This window comes from Amycolatopsis sp. WAC 04182 (assembly GCF_003947465.1).
Classification (GTDB): Bacteria; Actinomycetota; Actinomycetes; order Mycobacteriales; family Pseudonocardiaceae; genus Amycolatopsis.
Genome location: NZ_QHJJ01000005.1, coordinates 648605 through 667886, shown reverse-complemented (window position 1 = coordinate 667886; position 19282 = coordinate 648605). Strand labels below are relative to the sequence as shown.

Genomic DNA, 19282 nt, shown 5'->3' with positions numbered 1-19282 from the left:
ACGCCGGTGGGTGAGAATGTCGGCATGCCGCAACTGCGCATCGCACTGGCCCAGGTCAACACCACCGTCGGGGACCTCGAAGGCAACGCCGAGCTCACCGTCGAGTGGACTCGCAAAGCCGCCGAAGCAGGCGCCCACGTCGTCGTCTTCCCGGAGATGTCCCTCACCGGCTACCCCGTCGAGGACCTCTCCCTCCGTCCGACCTTCGCGTCCGCCTCGAAGCAGATGGTCGAAGCGCTCGCCAAGCGGCTCGAAGACGCCGGATGCGGCGAGGTCCTCACCTACATCGGGTACCTCGATCTGGACGAGACCGGCCCGCGCGACGCGGCGGCCGCGCTCTACCGCGGCGAAGTGGTCGCCCGTCAGTTCAAGCACCACCTGCCCAACTACGGCGTCTTCGACGAGCACCGCTGGTTCAAGCCGGGCCACGACCTCGAGGTCGTCCGCTTCCACGGTGTCGACGTCGGCATGGTGATCTGCGAGGACGTCTGGCAGGACGGCGGCCCGATCTCCGCGCTGGGCAAGGCAGGGGTGGACCTGGTGGTCGCGCCCAACGCTTCACCGTACGAGCGCGCGAAGGACGACATCCGCCTGCCGCTGATCGCGCGCCGCGCGGCCGAGGCCGGGGCGCCGCTGGTGTACACGAACCAGGTCGGCGGCCAGGACGACCTCGTCTTCGACGGCGACTCGATCGTGGTCGGCGCGGACGGACGGCTGCTGGCACGCGCGCCGCAGTTCGTCGAGCACCTGCTTGTCGTCGACACGGACCTCGAGTCGGGCGGGCACACCGCCGAAGGCGAGTTCGAGGGCCTGCGGGTGAAGCGCCGCGTGCTCAGCGAGGAACCGGTTCCGGCGTACACCCCGCGCACCGAGTCCGCGATCAGCGAGCCGCTGTCGGACGAAGCCGAGGTGTGGCACGCGCTGGTCGTCGGCCTGCGCGACTACGTGCACAAGAACGGCTTCTCGTCGGTGACGTTCGGCTTCTCGGGCGGCATCGACTCCGCGGTCGTGGCGGCGCTGGCCGCCGACGCCCTGGGCGGCGACAACGTCTACGGCGTTTCGATGCCTTCGGAGTACTCCTCGGAGCACTCGAAGGGCGACGCCGAAGACCTCGCCCGCCGGATCGGCGCGCACTATCGCGTCGAGCCGATCGCGGACATGGTCAAGGTCTACGTGGAACAGCTTCAGCTGACCGGCCTCGCCGAGGAGAACATCCAGGCCCGGGTCCGGGGCATGCTGCTGATGGCGCTGTCCAACCAGGACGGTCACCTCGTGCTCGCCACCGGCAACAAGACCGAACTCGCCGTCGGCTACTCGACGATCTACGGCGACGCCGTCGGAGCCTTCGCACCGATCAAGGACCTGTTCAAGACGCACGTCTGGCACCTGGCCAAGTGGCGCAACGCGGAAGCCGAGAAGAACGGCGAAACCCCGCCGATCCCGGAGAACTCGATCACCAAACCGCCGTCGGCCGAGCTGCGGCCGGGTCAGCTGGACAGCGACTCGCTGCCCGACTACCTGATGCTCGACGACATCCTCGACGACTACATCGAAGGCGACCGCGGATACGTCGACCTGGTCGACGCGGGCTTCGAACCTGAGACCATCGACCGCGTGGTGCGGATGGTGGACAAGGCCGAATACAAGCGCCGCCAGTACCCGCCGGGCACCAAGATCACGTTCAAGGCGTTCGGGCGGGACCGGCGGCTGCCGATGACCAACGGCTGGCGAGAGGGCACGGTCGTGACCCGCTCAGCTCAGCGCGACCTGCTTCCCCGCTGAGTTCGTCAGCACGGCCACCAGGCCGGGCTTCGTGTCGCGCCGGACGAGCATGTCCATCCCGAGCGCGCGGACCGCGGATTCGACCGCGGCGGGCTCGGGGTGGACGCCGGTGACCATCAGCAGCGGGATCGACGGGAGCTCCCGCGTCGTCGGATGCGGGGTGCTCCCCCAGTCGATCAGGAAGGGCGCGAGCCCGCCGAGACCGCCGGCGCCGGTGAGACGCCAGGTCAGCAGTTCGCCGTCGTCGGTGGTCCGCGACATCTCGGACGCTTCGCCCGGGTCGTAACCCCGTTCCCGCGCGCCCGCGATCGCCTCGTCGATGCCTTCCACCCGTGCGGCCCAGGTGACCAGGGCGGGCGCGGTCAGCTCGTCGATCCCGAACGGGCGCGGCCCGATGTGCTCGGGTTGGTCCGGGTCGGGGCCGACCACCTCGAGATAGGCACCGGCGCCCAGATCGGCCAGGTAATTGGCCGTACCGAACCCGACATGCCTTCCGCCGCGTACCGGCGTGACGCCGGTCAGCTCGGCGACGCGCGCGACGGCCTCTTCGAGGTCCGGCCCGGCGTACACGAGGTGATCAAGCACGAGGTCGTTCATGCCCATACTCCTACCGCAGCCACGGCTCCGGCGGCACCGCAGCATGGTTGTGAACCCGAAACTGTCGGACCGCTCTCGTACCCTGGGCACATGACGGCACCGGGCTACTCCGTGTTCGGCACCGCGATCGGCGACTGCGGCATCGCGTGGAGCGAACGCGGGGTCGTCGCGGTCCAGCTCCCCGAGGGCAGTGAAGAGAAGACGAGGACGCGACTGACCGCGCGCCTTCCCGAAGCGACCGAATCCACGCCGCCCGGCGAGATCCAGCGCGCGATCGACGGGATCGTCTCGTTGATGAACGGCAAGCGCACGGATCTCACCGGCGTCGGCCTCGACTACCAAGGAGTACCGGACTTCCACCACCGGGTCTACGAGTTCATACGCACCATCCCGGCGGGCAAGACGCTGACCTACGGCGACATCGCGAACATCCTCGGCATGCCCGGCGGCGCGCAGGCCGTGGGGCAGGCGATGGGCCGGAACCCGTTCCCGATCATCGTGCCGTGCCACCGCGTCCTCGCCGCGGGCGGCAAGGACGGCGGCTTCTCCGCACGCGGAGGGGTCGCCACCAAGCGCCGGATGCTGGTCATCGAAGGCGCTTTGGCGGACGAACCGACGTTGTTCTAGCCGCTTTGGGGTTCTAGCCGCTTTGGGCCGGTGACCAGGGCTTGAGCCACGGCGTCTCCGGCCAGCCTTCCGCGGCGGCCATCAGCGGGATCGCCGTCGCGCCGTCGATGTGCTCGCGGATGATGTCGGCGTGCCCGGCGTGGCGCGCGGTCTCCTCGATGAGGTGGAGCAGCACCCAGCGGACAGACCAGGCGTCGACGTCCTGCGGATACCAGGGCACGCCCTTCGGCACCGGGACCGGCTGGCCGAGGTCGGCGATGCCGGCGATGACGTCCGAAGTGCGGCGAGCGACCTCGTCGTAGCGCGCGAGGACGCTTTCGACCGTCTCTTCCGGCGTCATCACGTACCCGGCTTCGTACTCCTTCATCGCTTCGTCCATCGGCTTCGAGGGCTTCTGGAGAAGGATGTCGATCCAGCCGTCTTCCGTGCTCGCGGTGTGCTTGATCAGGCCGCCGACGCTCAGTGAGCTTCTGGTCGGGACGGCTCTGGCCTGTTCTTCGGTGAGGCCGTGCGCCGCGATCCGCAGGACGTGGCGCTGCTGCTCAAGGTAGGCGAGGAGACCTTCGCGCTCGTCGGCGACCGGGGGAACGTTTCCAGCCATGGTGGCTCCTTCCGTTGGGAAGGGGATCATGGCATCCGGCAGCGGCTTTTTGCGGCGATTCGGCCCGGAAGAGAGCAAGGGACCTTTGCTATCACTTCTCTCGACGTTGAGAGAAGTGATAGCAAAGGTCCCTTGCTCCCCCGCTAGCCCTGCGGGCGGACGAACGGGAACAGCACCGTCTGCCGGATCGACGCCCCGGTCAGCATCATCAGCAGCCGGTCGACGCCGATACCGAGCCCGCCGGTCGGCGGCATGCCGTGTTCGAGCGCGAGCAGGAAGTCCTCGTCCAGTTCCATCGCCTCGACGTCGCCGCTCGCCGCGCGCAGCGACTGGGCCTCCAGCCGCCGCCGCTGTTCGAGCGGGTCGGTCAGCTCCGTGTAGGCCGTGCCGACCTCGGAGCCGAAGGCGATCAGGTCCCAGCGCTCGGCCAGCCGCGGGTCCACGCGATGTTGCCGGGTCAGTGGCGAGACGTCGGTCGGGTAGTCGGTGTAGAACGTCGGCAGCACGGTCGCGCCCTCGACCAGGTGCTCATGCGCCTTCAGCACGAGATCGCCATGCCCGGCCTCCTCGTTCACCGGCACTCCCGCCGCGCGGCAGAACCGCTGGAGTTCGGCGACCGAGGTACTCGCGTCGACCTTCTCCCCGAGCGCCGCCGAGACGGCTTCGTGCACCGGGATCACCGGCCAATCGCCGGAGATGTCGTACTCGACGACCTGCCCGTCCGGCCCCGGACGGCGAACGACCTGCGCGCCGTACGCGGCCTCCGCGGCACACTGCACGAGTTCCCGCGTCAGCGTCCGCATGGTGTTGTAGTCGGCGTACGCCTGGTACGCCTCCAGCATGGTGAATTCGGGGTTGTGCGTCGCGTCGACGCCTTCGTTGCGGAAGTTCCGGTTCAGCTCGAAAACGCGCTCGACGCCGGCCACGCACAGCCGCTTCAGGTACAGCTCGGGGGCGATCCGCAGGTACATCCGCATGTCGTAGGCATTGATGTGCGTGATGAACGGGCGGGCGTTGGCGCCGCCGTGCACGGTCTGCAGCATCGGCGTCTCGACTTCGAGGTAATCGCCCTGGTGCAGCCGTTCCCGCACGGCGCGCACCACGGTCGAGCGCATCCGCAGCATCGCCGTCGAATCCGGGTTCACCGCGAGGTCCAGATAGCGTTGCCGCACCCGCGTCTCGGGATCGGTGAGGCCCTTTCGCTTGTCCGGCAACGGATGCAGGCTCTTCGCCGTAACGGTCCATTCGTCGACGAGCACGGAAAGCTCACCGCGCCGCGACGTCACGACCTGCCCGCTCACGCCGACGTGGTCGCCGAGGTCGACACCTCGCCGCCAGCCCCCGGGATCGAGCACGGAAGCATCGAGCATCAGCTGGATCTCACCGCTGAAGTCCTTGACCCTGGCGAAACACAACCCGCCGAGATTACGCATCGCGAGCACCCGGCCCGCGAGCCGGACCCGATGACCGGTATGGGTGTCCGGGCTCAGGTCACCGAACTTCGAGACGACGTCGCCGAGCAGGTCCTCCCGGGCGAAACCGACCGGATAGGGGTCGATCCCGGCTTCCCGCAAGCGATCCAGCTTCGCCATCCGCACCCGGACCTGGTCGGGGCGCCGCACCTGTTTCGGCGCGGGAGTGGCGGCGTTCGCTTCGATGCGGCGGACCTCGGCGACGAATTCGTCGGTGACGGTCTCCAGTTTCAGTGCCCGTCCCGACCGTCCTGTCGGGACGAATCCTTCGAGCGCGCCGGCGACGATGCCGACCCGCGGCAGCCGTCGAGCCGAGGAATAGCACAGGAAACGCGGTTCCCAGTCGGGGCCGTACTTGGCGTTGGACCGGTAGAGCGATTCCAGCTGGAAGAAGCGCGACGCCATGCTGAGGACGCCGCGCCAGGCGCGCAGCACCGGGCCCGCGCCGATCCGCTCCCCCTCGGAGAAGACCGCGCGGAACATCGCGAAGTTCAGTGAAATCCTTTGTGCGCCAAGGCGTGAGCTCGCCGCGACGACCTCCGCGACCATGTATTCGTTGAGCCCGTTTTCGGCGTCGCGGTCGCGCCGCATCAGGTCGAGGGACAGGCCGCGACGGCCCCACGGCACGAACGACAGCATGCCGCGAAGCTCGCCCTTCGCGTCGTACGCCTCCACCATCACGCTGCGACCGTCACTCGGATCACCGAGCCTGCCGAGCGCCATCGAGAACCCACGCTCGGTTTCCGCTCCGCGCCACTGCTGCGCGTGCAGCAGGAGCTTGGCCATTTCCCCGGCCGGGATTTCGCTGTGCCGACGGACTTTCGTGGTGTATCCGGCCCGTTCGATCCGTTTGACCGCTTGGCGGACCGAGCGGCGTTCCGGTCCGGCGAGGCTGAAGTCACGGACGTCGAGGACGGCTTCGTCACCTATTTCCAGCGCGCGCAGGCCCGCGTCGGCGTAGACCTTCGCGCCATGTTCGCTCGCGCCGAGCACGCCGGGCGTCCAGCCGTAGGTGCGCGCTTCGTTCAGCCAGGCACGGACGGCGTCGGGCCAGGCGTCGGGATCGCCGATGGGGTCCGCGCTCGCGACGCTGGTGCCCGCGAGCACGCGGTAGGCCACGGCGGCGCGGCCGTTGGGTGAGAAGACGACGCTCTTCTCGCGCCTGGTGGCGAAGTAACCCAGAGAGTCGTCTTCGCCGTGTTCGGCAAGAAGGCGACGTACGCGCAGTTCTTCCTCGTCCGTCCTCAAGCGACGGCTACGCACCCCTCGGAAGAGTGTGTACAACGCCGCCGTCGCGACGGCTGTCGCGCTGAGGTCGAGCACGAGGTCGAGCCAGGCAGGCCCTTCACCGATGCCGACCCGCCGAAGCTGGATGTTCTCACCCGTCGTGTGGTTCACGACCCAGGCGAAACGCGCCCAGGTGTCGGCGAGACGACCGGGAAAGGCTTCACTCAAACCCCAGCCGACGAGAATGACCGCGGCCAGACCGCCGAACAGGACGGTGAGTCCGTCGCGCCACGCGCCGGGCGCGAGCCGAGCGGGGAACGCCGGCCGCAGAATCCACAGGAACGCGATCATGCCGAGGGAGATCAGGTCGGCGATGGCCAGCACCCATACCTGGTGCGGAATGTGCCGGACCTGCCACGGGCCGAGTTTCAGCAGCTCCGGCCACCACAGCAGCGCGGCCTGGAAGGCCAGCGTCACCGCCAGCCCGCCGACCTGGAACAACAGCAGGGTGTAGAGGGCGGCGCGTTTGCGGCGGCGGAGCGCGGCGCCGAGGACGACGAGCAGCAGAACGATCACGAGGCTCGCGTTGGTCGGGATGCTCAGTGCCGAGAAGGCGATGTCACCCGTCCTGAGCACCGGCCCCTTCACGCCGCCGGCGAGGAGGAGGATCACCGAGAACACGGCCGCGAGCTGCACGAGGGTGGCGACGATTCCGCCGGCCCTCGCCTTCCACGGCGAGACTCGGCTCACTGGGTTTCCCATTCTGGCCCTTCGCGGTACACACAGGTGATCGACAGCTGCACTTACTTGACGTCACACAACCCCGTGTGGTTGTCAACGATCATCATCCTCTGGTCTGAATTTCCTCATCCGCAGGCGTGACGGTGCTGTGTGAAGCTGGTCGCAGGGTCTTGGGACGGCCATATCGGCATGTCACGCTTGGCCTGTTCAGCTCCACGACCCGGGGACCTCTTCGAGGCCTCGAGGGAAGGACGGTCGACAAGGATGTCTGCCACCGAAAAGGATTCCGGCGAGCTCGCGGCTCCGTACGGGACCGGCGCGGCGCCCCAGGCCACATCTGGGAAGAAAGTCCGCGTACATCACCTTCGTGACATGAAAGAGCGCGGCGAAACCTGGCCGATGCTCACCGCCTACGACATGTACACCGCCGCGCTGTTCGACGAAGTGGGCATTCCCGTGCTGCTCGTCGGGGATTCCGCGTCGAACAACGTCTTCGGTTACGACACTTCGCTTCCGGTGACCGTGGAGGAACTGCTTCCGCTGGTCCGGGCGGTCACCCGTTCGGTGAAGCGGGCGCTGGTCGTGGCCGATCTGCCGTTCGGCTCGTATCAGCTCTCACCGCAGCAGGCACTGGAAACCTCGGTGCGGTTCATGAAGGAAGGCCGCGCACACGCGGTGAAACTCGAGGGCGGACGGAAATTCGCTCCGCATGTCGAGGCACTGACGTCGGCCGGTGTCCCGGTGATGGGACATATCGGATTCACCCCGCAGAGTGAACACAATCTGGGTGGCTATCGAGTCCAGGGGCGCGGCGAAGCGGCCGAAGCGCTACTCGCCGACGCGCTCGCTCTGGAGGAAGCCGGCGCCTTCGCGGTCGTCATGGAGATGGTGCCCGCCGAAGCCGCGAAGCGGATCACGCACGAACTGAAGATCCCGACCGTCGGCATCGGCGCCGGACCGGACTGCGACGCGCAGGTGCTCGTCTGGCAGGACATGGCCGGACTTCGACGCGGCAAGACTCCTCGCTTCGTGAAGAAGTACGCCGACCTCGCGGGCGTGCTGGCGGGGGCCGCGACGGCGTTCGCGGAGGACGTCCGGCGAGGCGAGTTCCCGGCTCCGGAGCACTCGTTCCACGACTGACCCGCCTCTGACCTGCAGAAAGAGAGCAAGGGACCTTTGCTACCGCTCCCGTCGAGGAGCGCGATAGCAAAGGTCCCTTGCTCTCTTTTCGGGTGGGCCCTGCAGAGCGACCCTTCTTTAGTCGTTCACGTACATGAACTTGAATCATGTCCTTGACGCACGTTCGTAAAGAGGCTTAACGTCTAGCCCGTCGCCGCCACGACCGAGCTTCGATCCCTCGACGAGGAGGACCACGGATGCGTGTTCGTGAGCGGGTTCTGGCCCTTACGACCGGTGCTGCCCTGCTGTCCACGTTGGCGGCGTACCCAGCTGAAGCCGCGACGGTCCGCGTAGGGACTTCGGAGCAGCTAACGGCGGCGCTCGCTTCGGTCACTCCGGGCACCGTCATCGAACTGGCGGCCGACACGACCTTCACGGGCAACTTCAAGGCGGCGAAGAGCGGCACGTCCAGCAGCCGTATCACCCTGAAGGGTCCGCGAAGCGCGGTCATCAAGGCCTCGGCCGGGCGCACGCTGGAACTGACCGGCAGCTATTGGAACCTGACCGGATTCACCCTCACCGGTGGCCAGAAGGGCCTGATGGCGACGGGCGTCAAGAACACCGTCGTCGACGGCATCAAGGTCGCCGGCGTCGGCCACGAGGGCATCCATTTCCAGTACACGAGCACCGACAACGTCGTGAAGAACTCCGAGGTGACCGACACCGGCCGCGAGTACGCGGGCTACGGCGAAGGCATCTACTTCGGTTCCGCGAAGGGCAACTGGCCCGGCGGCACGCCGGACCGGAGCGACCGCAACAAGGCGCTGAACAACAAGATCGGCCCGAACGTGCGGGCCGAGTCGATCGACATCAAGGAAGGCACCACCGGCGGCGAACTGCGCGGCAACGTCTTCGACGGGACCGGGCAGAGCGGCGAGCACTTCGCCGACAGCTGGGTGGATCTGAAGGGCAACAACTACGTGGTCGCGGACAACCGGGGCAGCAAGGTCTTCGTGCACGACGCGACCTACGGCGGCTTCGAGGTCCATGTCCAGCTCGACGGCTGGGGCCGCGGCAACACCTTCTCCGGCAACACCGCGGACGTGCAGTCCAGCTATGCCTACGGCTTCTACCTCGTGAAGGCCGCGACCGGCAACAAGGTCTGCGCGAGCAACAAGGTGACCGGCGCCGGGAAGGGATTCGCGAACGTGGCCGCCACGGCGGGCTGCTGACGCGACCGAAGACCGGGGGCCCGCTCAGCCCGGCGGCGGGGGCGGGCCCCCACCCTTCGGACCCTCGCCGATTCAGGCAGAGTGTCCTTATGGATGACCTGTACCCGCCGATCCATGTGCGCGCCGAGGGCATGCTCGACGTCGGCGACGGGCACCGGATCTACTGCCAGGAAGCCGGGAACCCGGACGGCAAACCCGTGGTCGTCCTGCACGGAGGCCCTGGTAGCGGCATCTCCTCGATGGCCAGGCGGCATTTCGACCCGGAGGCCTACCGGATCATCCTGTTCGACCAGCGCGGCGCCGGCCGCAGCACACCGCACATCGGCGCGCCGGACGTCGACCTGTCGGTCAACACTCTCTGGCACCTCGTCTCGGACATGGAAAAGCTGCGCGAAGGGCTGAATCTCGACCAATGGCAGCTGTTCGGCGGCTCCTGGGGCGTCACCCTCGCCCTCGCCTACGCCGAAACCCACCCGAGCCGCGTCAGCGAGACCATCCTGCGAGGCGTGTTCACCGTCCGCCGCAGCGAACTCGACTGGATCTACAACGGCGGCGCCGCGAACCTCTTCCCCCGTGAGTGGGAAGCCTTCCTCGCCCCGATCCCCGAGGACCGTCGCGACGACCCTCTGTCGGCTTACCGCGAGCTCGTCTATCACCCCAATCAGGCGATCCGGGAGCGTGCCGCCATCGCGTGGAGCGCCTGGGAAGGCGCGATCGTCTGCCTGCGCCCGGACCCGGCCTTCCGCAACCAGTACGCGTCGCCGGAGTTCGCGGTCACCTTCGCCCGGCTGGCGCTGCACTACTTCTGCCATGGGGCGTGGCTTGAAGAAGGACAGTTGATCCGGGAAGCCGGGAAGCTCGCCGGGATTCCCGGCGTGATCGTGCAGGGCCGGTACGACGCGGTGTGCCCGCCGACGACGGCTTACGAGCTGCACCGGGCTTGGCCGGATTCGAAACTGGAGCTGGTGGAGGCGGCCGGGCACGCGGTGACGGATCCGGGGATGCTGGCCGCGCTCCGGGAGGCGACGGATTCCTTTCGATAGGAACGGCTACAGCCGCCCGCCGGAGGTCGTGTCGCCGGAAAGCCGTTGCGCCAGATACACCGGCACGGTCGAAGCCAGGATCAGCACCGCCGCCACGACGTTGACGATCGGGGCCTGGTTCGGCCGGAACAGGTTGTTCAGGATCCAGATCGGCAGGGTCTCCAGCCCGGTCCCGAGGGTGAACGTCGTGACGATGATTTCGTCGAACGACAGGGCGAACGCCAGCAGGCCGCCCGCCAGCAGCGCCGAACGCAGCATCGGGAACGTCACCAGCCGGAACGTCGTGAGACCGTCGGCGCCGAGGTCCATCGACGCCTCTTCGAGGTTGCCGCCCATCCGCCGCAGGCGCGCGACGACGTTGTTGAACACCACCACGATGCAGAACGTCGCGTGCGCGACGATCGCGGTGAACAGGCCGAGGTGGATGCCGAGGATCGTGCGGAAGGCGTTGTTCAGCGCGATACCGGTGACGATACCGGGCAGCGCGATCGGCAGGATGATCAGCAGCGACACCTGGTTGCGGCCGAAGAAGCGGTACTTCTGCAGCGCGAAGGCCGCCATCGTGCCGAGTACCAGGGCGATCGCGGTCGCGGCGAGTCCTGCTTGGACACTCGTCCACAGTGCGTTCAGCGCGCCTTCGTTGTCCGCGGCCCGGCCCCACCATTCGAGGGTGAAGCTGGACGGCGGCCAGCCGAAGGTGGTGTCGGCGTTGACGGAATTGAGCAGCACCACCAGCAGTGGGAAGTAGATCACCGCGAGGCCGAGCACCAGCGCCGCGAGCAGAAGGTATTTGGTCGTCCGGGAAAGCCGCATCGCGCGCTCCTACAGGTTGTCCAGCGCGCCCGTGCGGCGCACGGCGGCGAGGTAGGCGAGCATGATCACCACGGGTACGGTCGCGACGGTCGCCGCGAACGGCAGGTTGTTGGCCGCGCCGATGTTGTCGTAGACGACGTTGCCGAGCATCTGCGACGTGCCGCCGACGATCTTCACCGCGATGTAGTCGCCCAGCGACAACGAGAACGTGAAGATCGAGCCGGCGACGACCGCCGGGAACGTCACCGGCAGCACCACCGAGCGGAACGTCCGGAATGGCCGGGCGCCGAGGTCGCCCGAGGCGTCCACCAGCGAGTTCGGCAGGCGCTCCAAGCCCGCGTAGATCGGCAGGATCATGTACGGCAGCCAGAGATACGACAGGGTGATCACGGTCGCGAGCACGCCGTAGCCGGGGGTGTCGAGGCCGAACGGGTTCAGCAGCCAGTGCAGGACCCCGTTGCCGGACAACATGGTCCGCCACGCATAGGCCTTCACCAGGTAGCTCGCCCACAGCGGGGTCATGACGGCGATGACCAGGAGGCGCCGCGCCCTCGGCGAGGCGAATTTGGCCATGTAGAAAGCCATCGGGAAGGCGATGATCGCGGTGACCACCGTGACGAGTGCGGCGATCCCGACCGTCCGGAGGGTGATCGTGCGGTACACCGCGTCACTGAAGAGGGTGACGAAGTTGTTCAGCGACCACTCGGTCACGACCTGGCCGGTGAAGACGTCGGTGCTCCAGAACGCGGTCACGAACAACGCGGCGAGCGCGCCGAGGTAGGCGAGGCCGAGCCAGAGCATCGGCGCGGAGAGCAGGATTCCCAGTCGCAGCCTGGGTTTGCGGTACAGGAAGGCGGAGGTTTTCCGCCTCGGTGAATCGAGTGTGGTCGTCATCGTCTCCACCAGGGATGGGACCGGGAGCGGACGGCGTTGGGGGGGGCACCACCGTCCGCTCCCGGAGTTCGGGAGGTCAGCCCTTGATCTCGGTCCAGGCGCGGGTCCACTCGCCGTAGTCCTTGCACTTGACGTCGGTGCGGCCGTCGAGGCACTGCGCGATCGGCGTCGTCCAGTACTGGATCTTCGAGGCGTACGCGGCGTCACCGGCGTGGAAGGTCTCGCAGTGCGCCTTGTTCTTGGTTTCGGCGCACGCCTTGGGGTTCGAGGGCGATTCGCCGAAGTACTCGGCCACCTGCGCGTTGGCCTTCGGGCTGACGATGTGGTTCAGCCACTTGTAGGAGCACGTCTTGTGCGGCGACTTCGCCGACACCATCCAGGTGTCCGACCAGCCGGTCGCGCCTTCGGACGGGAGCACGGACTCGACCGGCGCGCCTTCGCTCTTGGTCAGGTTCACCGTGACCTGCCAGGCGGTGCCGACGACAGCGTCGCCGCTCTTGAGCGCCTGACTCTCCTTCAGGTAGTCCGACCAGTACTCCGCGACCATCGGGCGCTGCTGCTTGAGCAGGTCGACGGCGGCCTGGAACTGCTTGTCGTCCAAGGCGTACGGGTTCTTGATGCCGAGTTCGGGTTTGTGCGTCTGCAGGTACAGCGCGGCGTCGGCGATGTAGATCGGCGAGTCGTAGGCGGTGATCTTGCCCTTGTACGGGCTGTTCGCGTCGAACATGACCGACCACGACGTCGGCGCCGGGGTCACCTTGTCGGTGCGCCAGGTGAGCAGGTTCGCGCCCCAGCCGTGCGGCACGCCGTAGGACACGTTGTTCACGCTGTTCCACGGACGGTTCTTGAGGAAGTCGAAGACGTCGGCGTAGTTCGGCACGAGCGCGGTGTTCACCGGTTCGACGTCTCCGGACGCGATGAGCCGCAGCGAAGCGTCACCGGACGCGGAGATGACGTCGTACTGTCCGGTCTTCATCAGGCTCACGGCCTCGTCCGAGGTGCCGAACGCCTTGACGTTGACCTTGCAGCCGGTCTCCTTCTCGAAACCGGTGACCCAGTCGACGGCCGGGTCGTTGGAGCCGTTCTCCGCGTAGCCGGGCCAGGCCAGCACGTTGACCTGGCCTTCCGGCTGGCCGAGCTGCGCGAGCGCGTCGAGCTTCGGCGGGGTGAAGCCCTGCCCGCCGGGCGCGGCCGCGGTCGAACTGGATCCGGAGGTTCCGCAGGCGGCCACGAGCAGGCCGGCGCCGAGCAGGCCGGCGAGCGCGAGTTTCCTGTTCTTCATTGAACAAACCTTTCGGTGCTGGGGAGAACTAACCGGCTTCGGGGACGCGGAAGCTGTGTTCGTGCCGCCAGCTCAGGCGGACGCGGCCGCCCTCGAAGTCCGCGGGTTCGGCGGTGTTCTGCCGGACCACGGAGAGCTGGCCGCCGGCGTCGAGGGTGACCTCGTAGCGCACGGTCGCGCCGGCGTAGACGGTGTTGGTGACGGTGCCGGTGGCGCTGGTCTCGCCGACCTCCGCGGATTTCGAGAGATCGGCGTCGATGCGGATCTTTTCGGGGCGGATGCTGAACACACCGGGTTTGCCGATGATGTTCTCGGCGCCGCCGCCGCTGAGCAGGTTCGAGGTGCCGACGAAGCCGGCGACGAACGCCGACGCGGGCCGCTCGTAGACCTCGACCGGTGAGCCGACCTGTTCGATGCGGCCGGCGTTGAACACCGCGATGCGGTCGCTCATCGTCAACGCCTCGTCCTGGTCGTGGGTGACGAAGATGAAGGTGATGCCGACGTCGCGCTGGATCTGTTTCAGCTCGGTCTGCATGGTGTGGCGCAGTTTCAGGTCTAGCGCGCCAAGCGGTTCGTCGAGCAGGAGCACCTTCGGCCGGTTGACCAGTGCCCTGGCGAGCGCGACGCGCTGACGCTGGCCACCGGAGAGCTGGTCGGGTTTGCGCTCGCCGAACTCTCCGAGCCGCACGGTGTCGAGGGCTTCCTTCGCGCGCTGACGTCGCTCCGCGCGGGGGACGCGCTTCACCCGGAGGCCGTACTCGACGTTCTGCTGCACGGTCATGTGCGGGAAGAGCGCGTAGTCCTGGAAGACGGTGTTGACGTCGCGGTCGAAGGGCGCGAGACGGCTGACGTCGCGGCCGTGCAGTTCGATCGTGCCCGCCGTCGGGAGCTCGAAGCCGGCGATCATGCGGAGGACCGTCGTCTTGCCGGAGCCGGACGGGCCGAGCATCGAGAAGAACTCGCCGGGCGGGATGTCGAGGTCGACGCCGTCGACCGCGTGGACCTGGCCGAACTCCTTGCGCAACCCACGCAGGCGGATGGCCGGAATGTCGCCTCCACCTGCGGAAGTGAGAGCAAAGGTCCCTTGCTCCCCCGCGGCGGCGGTGGGCGCTTGATGAGGCATGGCGTGCCTTTCGGTGGTCGTCACAGCGCGCTCATCACGTGCTTGACGCGGGTGTAGTCCTCGAGGCCGTAGAGCGAGAGGTCCTTGCCGTAGCCGGACTTCTTGAAGCCGCCGTGCGGCATTTCGGCGACCAGCGGGATATGCGTGTTGATCCACACGCAGCCGAAGTCGAGCTTCGCGGCCAGCCGCATCGCCCGCTGGTGGTCGGTGGTCCACACCGAAGACGCGAGCGCGTACTCGACGCCGTTGGCCGCGGCGAGCGCTTCGGCTTCGGTCTCGAAGCGCTGGACGGTGATGATCGGCCCGAAGATCTCCGTCTGGCTGATCTCGTCGTCCTGCCGGACGCCGGAGATCACCGTCGGTTCGTAGAAGTAACCCTCGTCCCCATGCCGCTTACCTCCACAGTGGACTACCGCGTGGCCGGGCAGGCGCTCGACGAATCCGGCGACCCGGTCGAGCTGCGCGGCGTTGTTGAGCGGTCCGTAGCTGACCGACGTGTCGTCGGGTTTGCCGGTGGTGGTCGCCCGCGCCTGCCGGGTGAGGGCGGCGACGAAGGTGTCGTGGACCTCATCGGCGACCAGGACGCGCGTCGCCGCCGTACAGTCCTGGCCCGCATTGAAGTACCCGGCGGCGGCGATGCCTTCGGCGGCCGCTTCGAGGTCCGCGTCGGCGAAGACCACTACGGGCGCTTTACCGCCCAGCTCCAGGTGTACGCGCTTCACGTCCTTCGCGGCCGAAGCGGCGACCTCGATCCCGGCGCGGACGGAGCCGGTGATGGACACCATCGCGGGAATCTCGTGCTCGACGAGCGCCCGTCCGGTGTCGCGGTCGCCGCAGATCACGTTGAGGACGCCGGGCGGCAGGAATTCGGCGCAGATCTCGGCGAAGAGCAGGGTCGACGCGGGCGTCGTGTCGGCCGGTTTGAGCACCACGGTGTTCCCGGCGGCGAGCGCCGGGGCGATCTTCCAGACCGCCATGAGGAGCGGATAGTTCCACGGCGTAACCTGCGCGCACACGCCGATCGGCTCTCGGCGGACGAAAGAGGTATGCCCTTCCATGTATTCGCCCGCCGACCGTCCTTCGAGGACACGCGCGGCCCCCGCGAAGAACCGCAACTGGTCGACGATCATCGGCAGTTCTTCGGCCGCGGTGAGCGCGATCGGCTTGCCGGTGTTAGCCGATTCGACGAGCACGATCTCTTCCGCGCGCGCTTCGACGGCGTCGGCGATCTTCAGCAGCGCGAGCTGGCGCTGCGCGGGCGTGGTCTCGCGCCAGGTTTCGAAGGCGGCGGCCGCGACCTTGAGCGCGCGATCGACGTCTTCGGGGCCGGCGACGGCTGCGGTGCGATACGGGCGGCCGGTGACGGGATCGACGACGTCGGCGACCTGGCCCGACGCGGATCCGGTGTACTCACCGCCGATGAAGTGCTTCAACTGCTGCACGAGAGCTCCTGGCTACTGGGCCTGGGGGCGTGAGGCGATAGCAAAGGTCCCTTGCTCCCTTGTGGGGCGGCGAGGGAGCTAAAACATATAAGTCCAGATGTTAAATGACAAGACGATGAGGCAAGATTGCTTCCATCGGGTAGCGGTACGGGTGAAGGGCCACCATGCGTAAGGGGATGTCGCACAGCGCGCGATCAGCGATGTTCGCGCCGCTCGACCAGATCGGCCGGGCGGAAGCGGTCACCGCGCGGCTGGTCGACGCCATCACGCTCGGGCTGCTGGCCGACTCGGAGCAACTGCCGAGCGAAGCCGAGCTGGCCGCCCAGTTCGGCGTCTCCACCGTGACGGTTCGCGAAGCGCTCGTGGCCTTGCGACAGCAGGGCCTTGTCGAGACGCGACGCGGCCGAGGCGGCGGAAGCTTCGTGAAGACGCCTGCCAACCCTTCGGCCGCTTCGTGGCGAGAGCGCCTTCGCACGGTTTCGCTGTCGGAGCTTCGCGACGTCGGCGATCACTACCTCGCCATCGCGGGCGCCGCGGCCAAACTCGCCGCCGAGCGGAGTTCGCCCGAGGACATCGAGCGGCTCGAACTGGCGACCGAGGACATCCGCACGGCCACCGGCGCGGAGGCGTCACGCGCCGAGCGCCAGTTCCATCTCGAAGTCGCCGCGGCCGCCCAATCGCCGCGGCTGACCAGGGAAGAAGTGCAGTTGCAGAGCGAGCGAGGCGGATTGCTGTGGCTGCCGCTCGAGCCGCACGGCACCCGCGAGAACGCCTACGCCGAACACCGCGCGATCGCCGCCGCCATCGCGCAGGGAGACGGCGAGCTGGCCAGAAAGCTCACCGAGGAGCACATCCTCGAAGCGATAGACCGGCTGGCGGACGTGCATTTAGACCTTCTGGCCCCTTAAGCTGCGGCATCCGCGCATCCGAGGTGAGCATCGTGAACGACACACCGTCCGCCGGTTCCGAGGTCGTCGAACAGGTATCCACCCTGGTCGAGGACGTCTTCGGCCGACTGAAGCCGCTACTGGCCGGCGCCGAGGGGCTCTTGGCAGCCTCCACCGATGCCACCGCCGAAGACCTGACCCGCCTCCGGCCGCAGGTCTTCGACGTCCTCGGCGGCCTGGTCGTCGGCGCCGGGTTCATCAGCGCGCCGAACGCGCTGGCCGATCAGGAATTCGCCTTCGAATGGTGGACCGAGACCGGTGACGCCGAGCCCGCGCAACTGGTCATCAGCCTCGATCCGGACAGCGACAACTTCCTGGACTACACCAGGCAATCGTGGTTCACCGTCCCGCGTGACACCGGCCGCCGCCACATCAACGGCCCGTACGTCGACTACCTCTGCACCGACGAGTACACGCTGACCTTCACGGTTCCCGTCCAGCGCGACGGAGAGTTCGCGGGGGTCGTCGGCGCGGACATCTACGTGCGCGAGGTCGAGCGCCTGCTGCAGCTGAAACTGCGCGCGCTCGGCGGCCGCGCGGCGCTGGTCAACGCCCAGGGCCGGGTGATCGTGTCGAACAACGCGCGCCAGGCGACCGGTTCGCTGGTCCGCGAGGTCGACGTCCCGGCGTGGTGGTCCGCCGGCGCGGAGCCGGTCACGACGGAGACCGGCACGCACCTGCGACGCTGCGGAGATTCGCCGATCGCCCTGGTCAGGTCCGAGCGCTGAAGGACGCCATACCCGCATCAGATGTGAGGAAAGCGCCCTTCACCGCGTCGCATGCGGGGAAAGCGTCCTTCAGCCCCCGCTGACCTGCAACGCGAGCCAGAATTCGGCGCGCACCCCAGGGGAATCGAGGTCACGGCCGGTCAGTTCGGCGACCTTGCGCATGCGGTTGCGCAAGGTGTGCCGGTGGACGCCGAGCCGCGCGGACGCCAGATCCCAGTGACCGTGGTGTTCGAGCCAGCAGGTCAGCGACGCGACGAGCTCACCCCGGCCGGTTTCGTCATGGTGCCGCAGCGGCGCCAGCAGACTGTCCGAAAACGCTTGCGCCGCTTGGGAATCGACCAACTCCAGGAAGCCGCGCCCGGCATGTTCGGCGAACCGGACCAACGGCGAGCGTTCGGCCTTCGCCGCTTCCGCCGCCTGTTTCGCCTGCCGGAGCCCGGCCGGGAAATCCACTGTGGACACCGGATCGGACAGCCCGGCGTGCAGCCCGCCGATCCGGGAAGCCTGCCGGGCGACGGTCTCCACGTCGCCGAGCGCGACCACGAACGCCCCCGACTCGCCGAAGAACACCTTGTCTCCGGCCACTTCTGCGTCGAGCGCGTCGGCGAGCGAGCGGCGCGCACTCGCGGGGCCGGCGACGGCCAGCACGGACCACGGCGCTTCCGGGACACCGCCCCAGAGTGACTTCATCGTCCGCGTGGCGAGTTCGGTTTGTCCCGCGGCGAGCAGGTCGCACAGCCCTGATCTCAGTCGCCGCAAGGCGCCTACGTTCTCACGATTCTGTTCCAGCGCAAGGGAAAGCAAGGACACCGCGGTGTTGACGATGTGCTGTCCCGCGGCATCCAGCGGCTCACGGGTGCCGACGGCGAGCACGCCCCGAGCTCGGGTGTCGAGCGTCTGCAGGACGACTTCGTACTCCCCCGCCACCGTCACCAGCGTGCCCGCGCGCAGCCGCGCGAAGTCGTCCTGGAGTTCGTCAGCGAAAGGTCGCGCGGAAGGCGAAGCTTCAATGACCGCGCCCGAAGAGTCGAGCAGGAGCACCCAGCCGTCGACCAGTTTCGCCAGTTTGCGCACCACGCCACCGGGCCCGCCCTTGCCGACGGCCGTCCTGGTCAGTTCCTGCTGCCCCTTGCCGGTGCGTACGAGCGAGGCGTACTCGTCGGCGGCGACCGCGCGGGAGACCGCCCGCGTGATCGCGATGAACGGCGTCTTCCTCGGCACTTCGAGCACCGGCAGCCCGACCTCTTCCGCGGTGTCCACAAGCGACCGCGGAATGCTCTCGTGACTGAGGCCGACTCCGAAGCCGAGCCCCGCCACGCCGACGTCGACGAGCCGCCGGATGTACCCGGGGGACGTGGTCTCATCCAGGGTGAGGCCGGTGGTCAGGAGCAGTTCGCCGCCTTCGAGGAAGGCCTGCGGATCGGTCAGTTCGGTGGGGTGGACCCAGCCGATCGCCCGGTCGAGCCCCGCCTCGGCCGCACGCACCCGCAGGCCGAGCGGGCGTTCGGCCACCAGTGCGGCGAGGGTCAGTGCCATGTTGTCCAACTCTACGCCTCGACATCGACAAGATGTCGAGCTGACGCGGCCCGGGCGGGCTCCCATTCTGGAGGGC

The 19282-nt window shown here is 68.0% G+C and carries 16 protein-coding genes; 7 read left to right on the top strand and 9 right to left on the bottom strand.

The features are described from left to right. Positions 1-24: 24 nt before the first annotated feature. The gene (locus DMH01_RS29235) at positions 25-1782 is read left to right on the top strand and encodes an NAD+ synthase (RefSeq protein WP_034313049.1); all 1758 of its coding nucleotides are present in this window, start codon (positions 25-27) and stop codon (positions 1780-1782) included. On the opposite strand, the gene DMH01_RS29230 is transcribed toward DMH01_RS29235, so the two are convergent. Next, complete coding sequence (locus DMH01_RS29230) at positions 1753-2379, bottom strand: VOC family protein (RefSeq protein ID WP_125680374.1); 627 nt, start codon at positions 2377-2379, stop codon at positions 1753-1755. The genes DMH01_RS29235 and DMH01_RS29230 overlap by 30 nt on opposite strands. A gap of 90 nt (positions 2380-2469) precedes the next feature. Here DMH01_RS29230 and DMH01_RS29225 point away from each other — a divergent pair, with 90 nt between their 5' ends. After that, positions 2470-3006: a methylated-DNA--[protein]-cysteine S-methyltransferase gene (locus DMH01_RS29225; RefSeq protein WP_125680373.1), complete on the top strand. Its 537-nt coding sequence runs from the start codon at positions 2470-2472 to the stop codon at positions 3004-3006. 13 nt (positions 3007-3019) lie between these two features. Here the strand turns inward: DMH01_RS29225 and DMH01_RS29220 are convergent, their stop codons facing one another. After that, positions 3020-3607 carry a DinB family protein gene (locus DMH01_RS29220; RefSeq protein ID WP_125680372.1) on the bottom strand — a complete coding sequence of 196 codons (588 nt, stop codon included), beginning with the start codon at positions 3605-3607 and terminating at the stop codon, positions 3020-3022. Positions 3608-3750: 143 nt separating this feature from the next. Then, positions 3751-7068 (bottom strand): bifunctional lysylphosphatidylglycerol synthetase/lysine--tRNA ligase LysX, encoded by a 3318-nt coding sequence (lysX, locus tag DMH01_RS29215; RefSeq protein ID WP_125680371.1) that lies wholly within the window; start codon positions 7066-7068, stop codon positions 3751-3753. A gap of 243 nt (positions 7069-7311) precedes the next feature. Here lysX and panB point away from each other — a divergent pair, with 243 nt between their 5' ends. The 3 genes from panB (at position 7312) to pip (ending at position 10441) form a co-directional block, all read left to right on the top strand. After that, positions 7312-8187, top strand: coding sequence for a 3-methyl-2-oxobutanoate hydroxymethyltransferase (gene panB / locus DMH01_RS29210; protein ID WP_125680370.1), 876 nt, complete (start codon positions 7312-7314; stop codon positions 8185-8187). A 236-nt stretch (positions 8188-8423) separates the two neighbouring features. Continuing rightward, positions 8424-9398, top strand: a complete 975-nt coding sequence (locus DMH01_RS29205) for a right-handed parallel beta-helix repeat-containing protein (protein ID WP_125680369.1) — start codon at positions 8424-8426, stop codon at positions 9396-9398. Positions 9399-9487: 89 nt separating this feature from the next. Beyond that, positions 9488-10441 carry a prolyl aminopeptidase gene (pip, locus tag DMH01_RS29200; protein ID WP_125680368.1) on the top strand — a complete coding sequence of 318 codons (954 nt, stop codon included), beginning with the start codon at positions 9488-9490 and terminating at the stop codon, positions 10439-10441. A 6-nt stretch (positions 10442-10447) separates the two neighbouring features. Here pip and DMH01_RS29195 read toward each other — a convergent pair whose 3' ends face one another. The 5 genes from DMH01_RS29195 to DMH01_RS29175 form a co-directional block, all read right to left on the bottom strand. Then, positions 10448-11254 (bottom strand): ABC transporter permease, encoded by an 807-nt coding sequence (locus tag DMH01_RS29195; RefSeq protein ID WP_125680367.1) that lies wholly within the window; start codon positions 11252-11254, stop codon positions 10448-10450. Positions 11255-11263: 9 nt separating this feature from the next. Beyond that, a complete protein-coding gene (locus DMH01_RS29190) occupies positions 11264-12148 on the bottom strand; it encodes an ABC transporter permease (protein ID WP_125680366.1) in 885 nt (294 codons plus the stop codon). Positions 12149-12224: 76 nt separating this feature from the next. Next, positions 12225-13430: an ABC transporter substrate-binding protein gene (locus DMH01_RS29185; RefSeq protein WP_034313072.1), complete on the bottom strand. Its 1206-nt coding sequence runs from the start codon at positions 13428-13430 to the stop codon at positions 12225-12227. 28 nt (positions 13431-13458) lie between these two features. Next, a complete protein-coding gene (locus DMH01_RS29180) occupies positions 13459-14553 on the bottom strand; it encodes an ABC transporter ATP-binding protein (RefSeq protein WP_370323561.1) in 1095 nt (364 codons plus the stop codon). A gap of 20 nt (positions 14554-14573) precedes the next feature. After that, positions 14574-15995, bottom strand: coding sequence for a gamma-aminobutyraldehyde dehydrogenase (locus DMH01_RS29175; RefSeq protein ID WP_125680364.1), 1422 nt, complete (start codon positions 15993-15995; stop codon positions 14574-14576). Between the two features lie 164 nt (positions 15996-16159). Here DMH01_RS29175 and DMH01_RS29170 point away from each other — a divergent pair, with 164 nt between their 5' ends. Further along, the gene (locus tag DMH01_RS29170; protein WP_034313079.1) at positions 16160-16903 is read left to right on the top strand and encodes a FadR/GntR family transcriptional regulator; all 744 of its coding nucleotides are present in this window, start codon (positions 16160-16162) and stop codon (positions 16901-16903) included. Positions 16904-16935: 32 nt separating this feature from the next. Beyond that, positions 16936-17670, top strand: a complete 735-nt coding sequence (locus DMH01_RS29165) for a cache domain-containing protein (RefSeq protein WP_125680363.1) — start codon at positions 16936-16938, stop codon at positions 17668-17670. Positions 17671-17739: 69 nt separating this feature from the next. On the opposite strand, the gene DMH01_RS29160 is transcribed toward DMH01_RS29165, so the two are convergent. After that, positions 17740-19206, bottom strand: coding sequence for a PucR family transcriptional regulator (locus DMH01_RS29160; RefSeq protein WP_199745669.1), 1467 nt, complete (start codon positions 19204-19206; stop codon positions 17740-17742). Positions 19207-19282 lie beyond the last annotated feature (76 nt).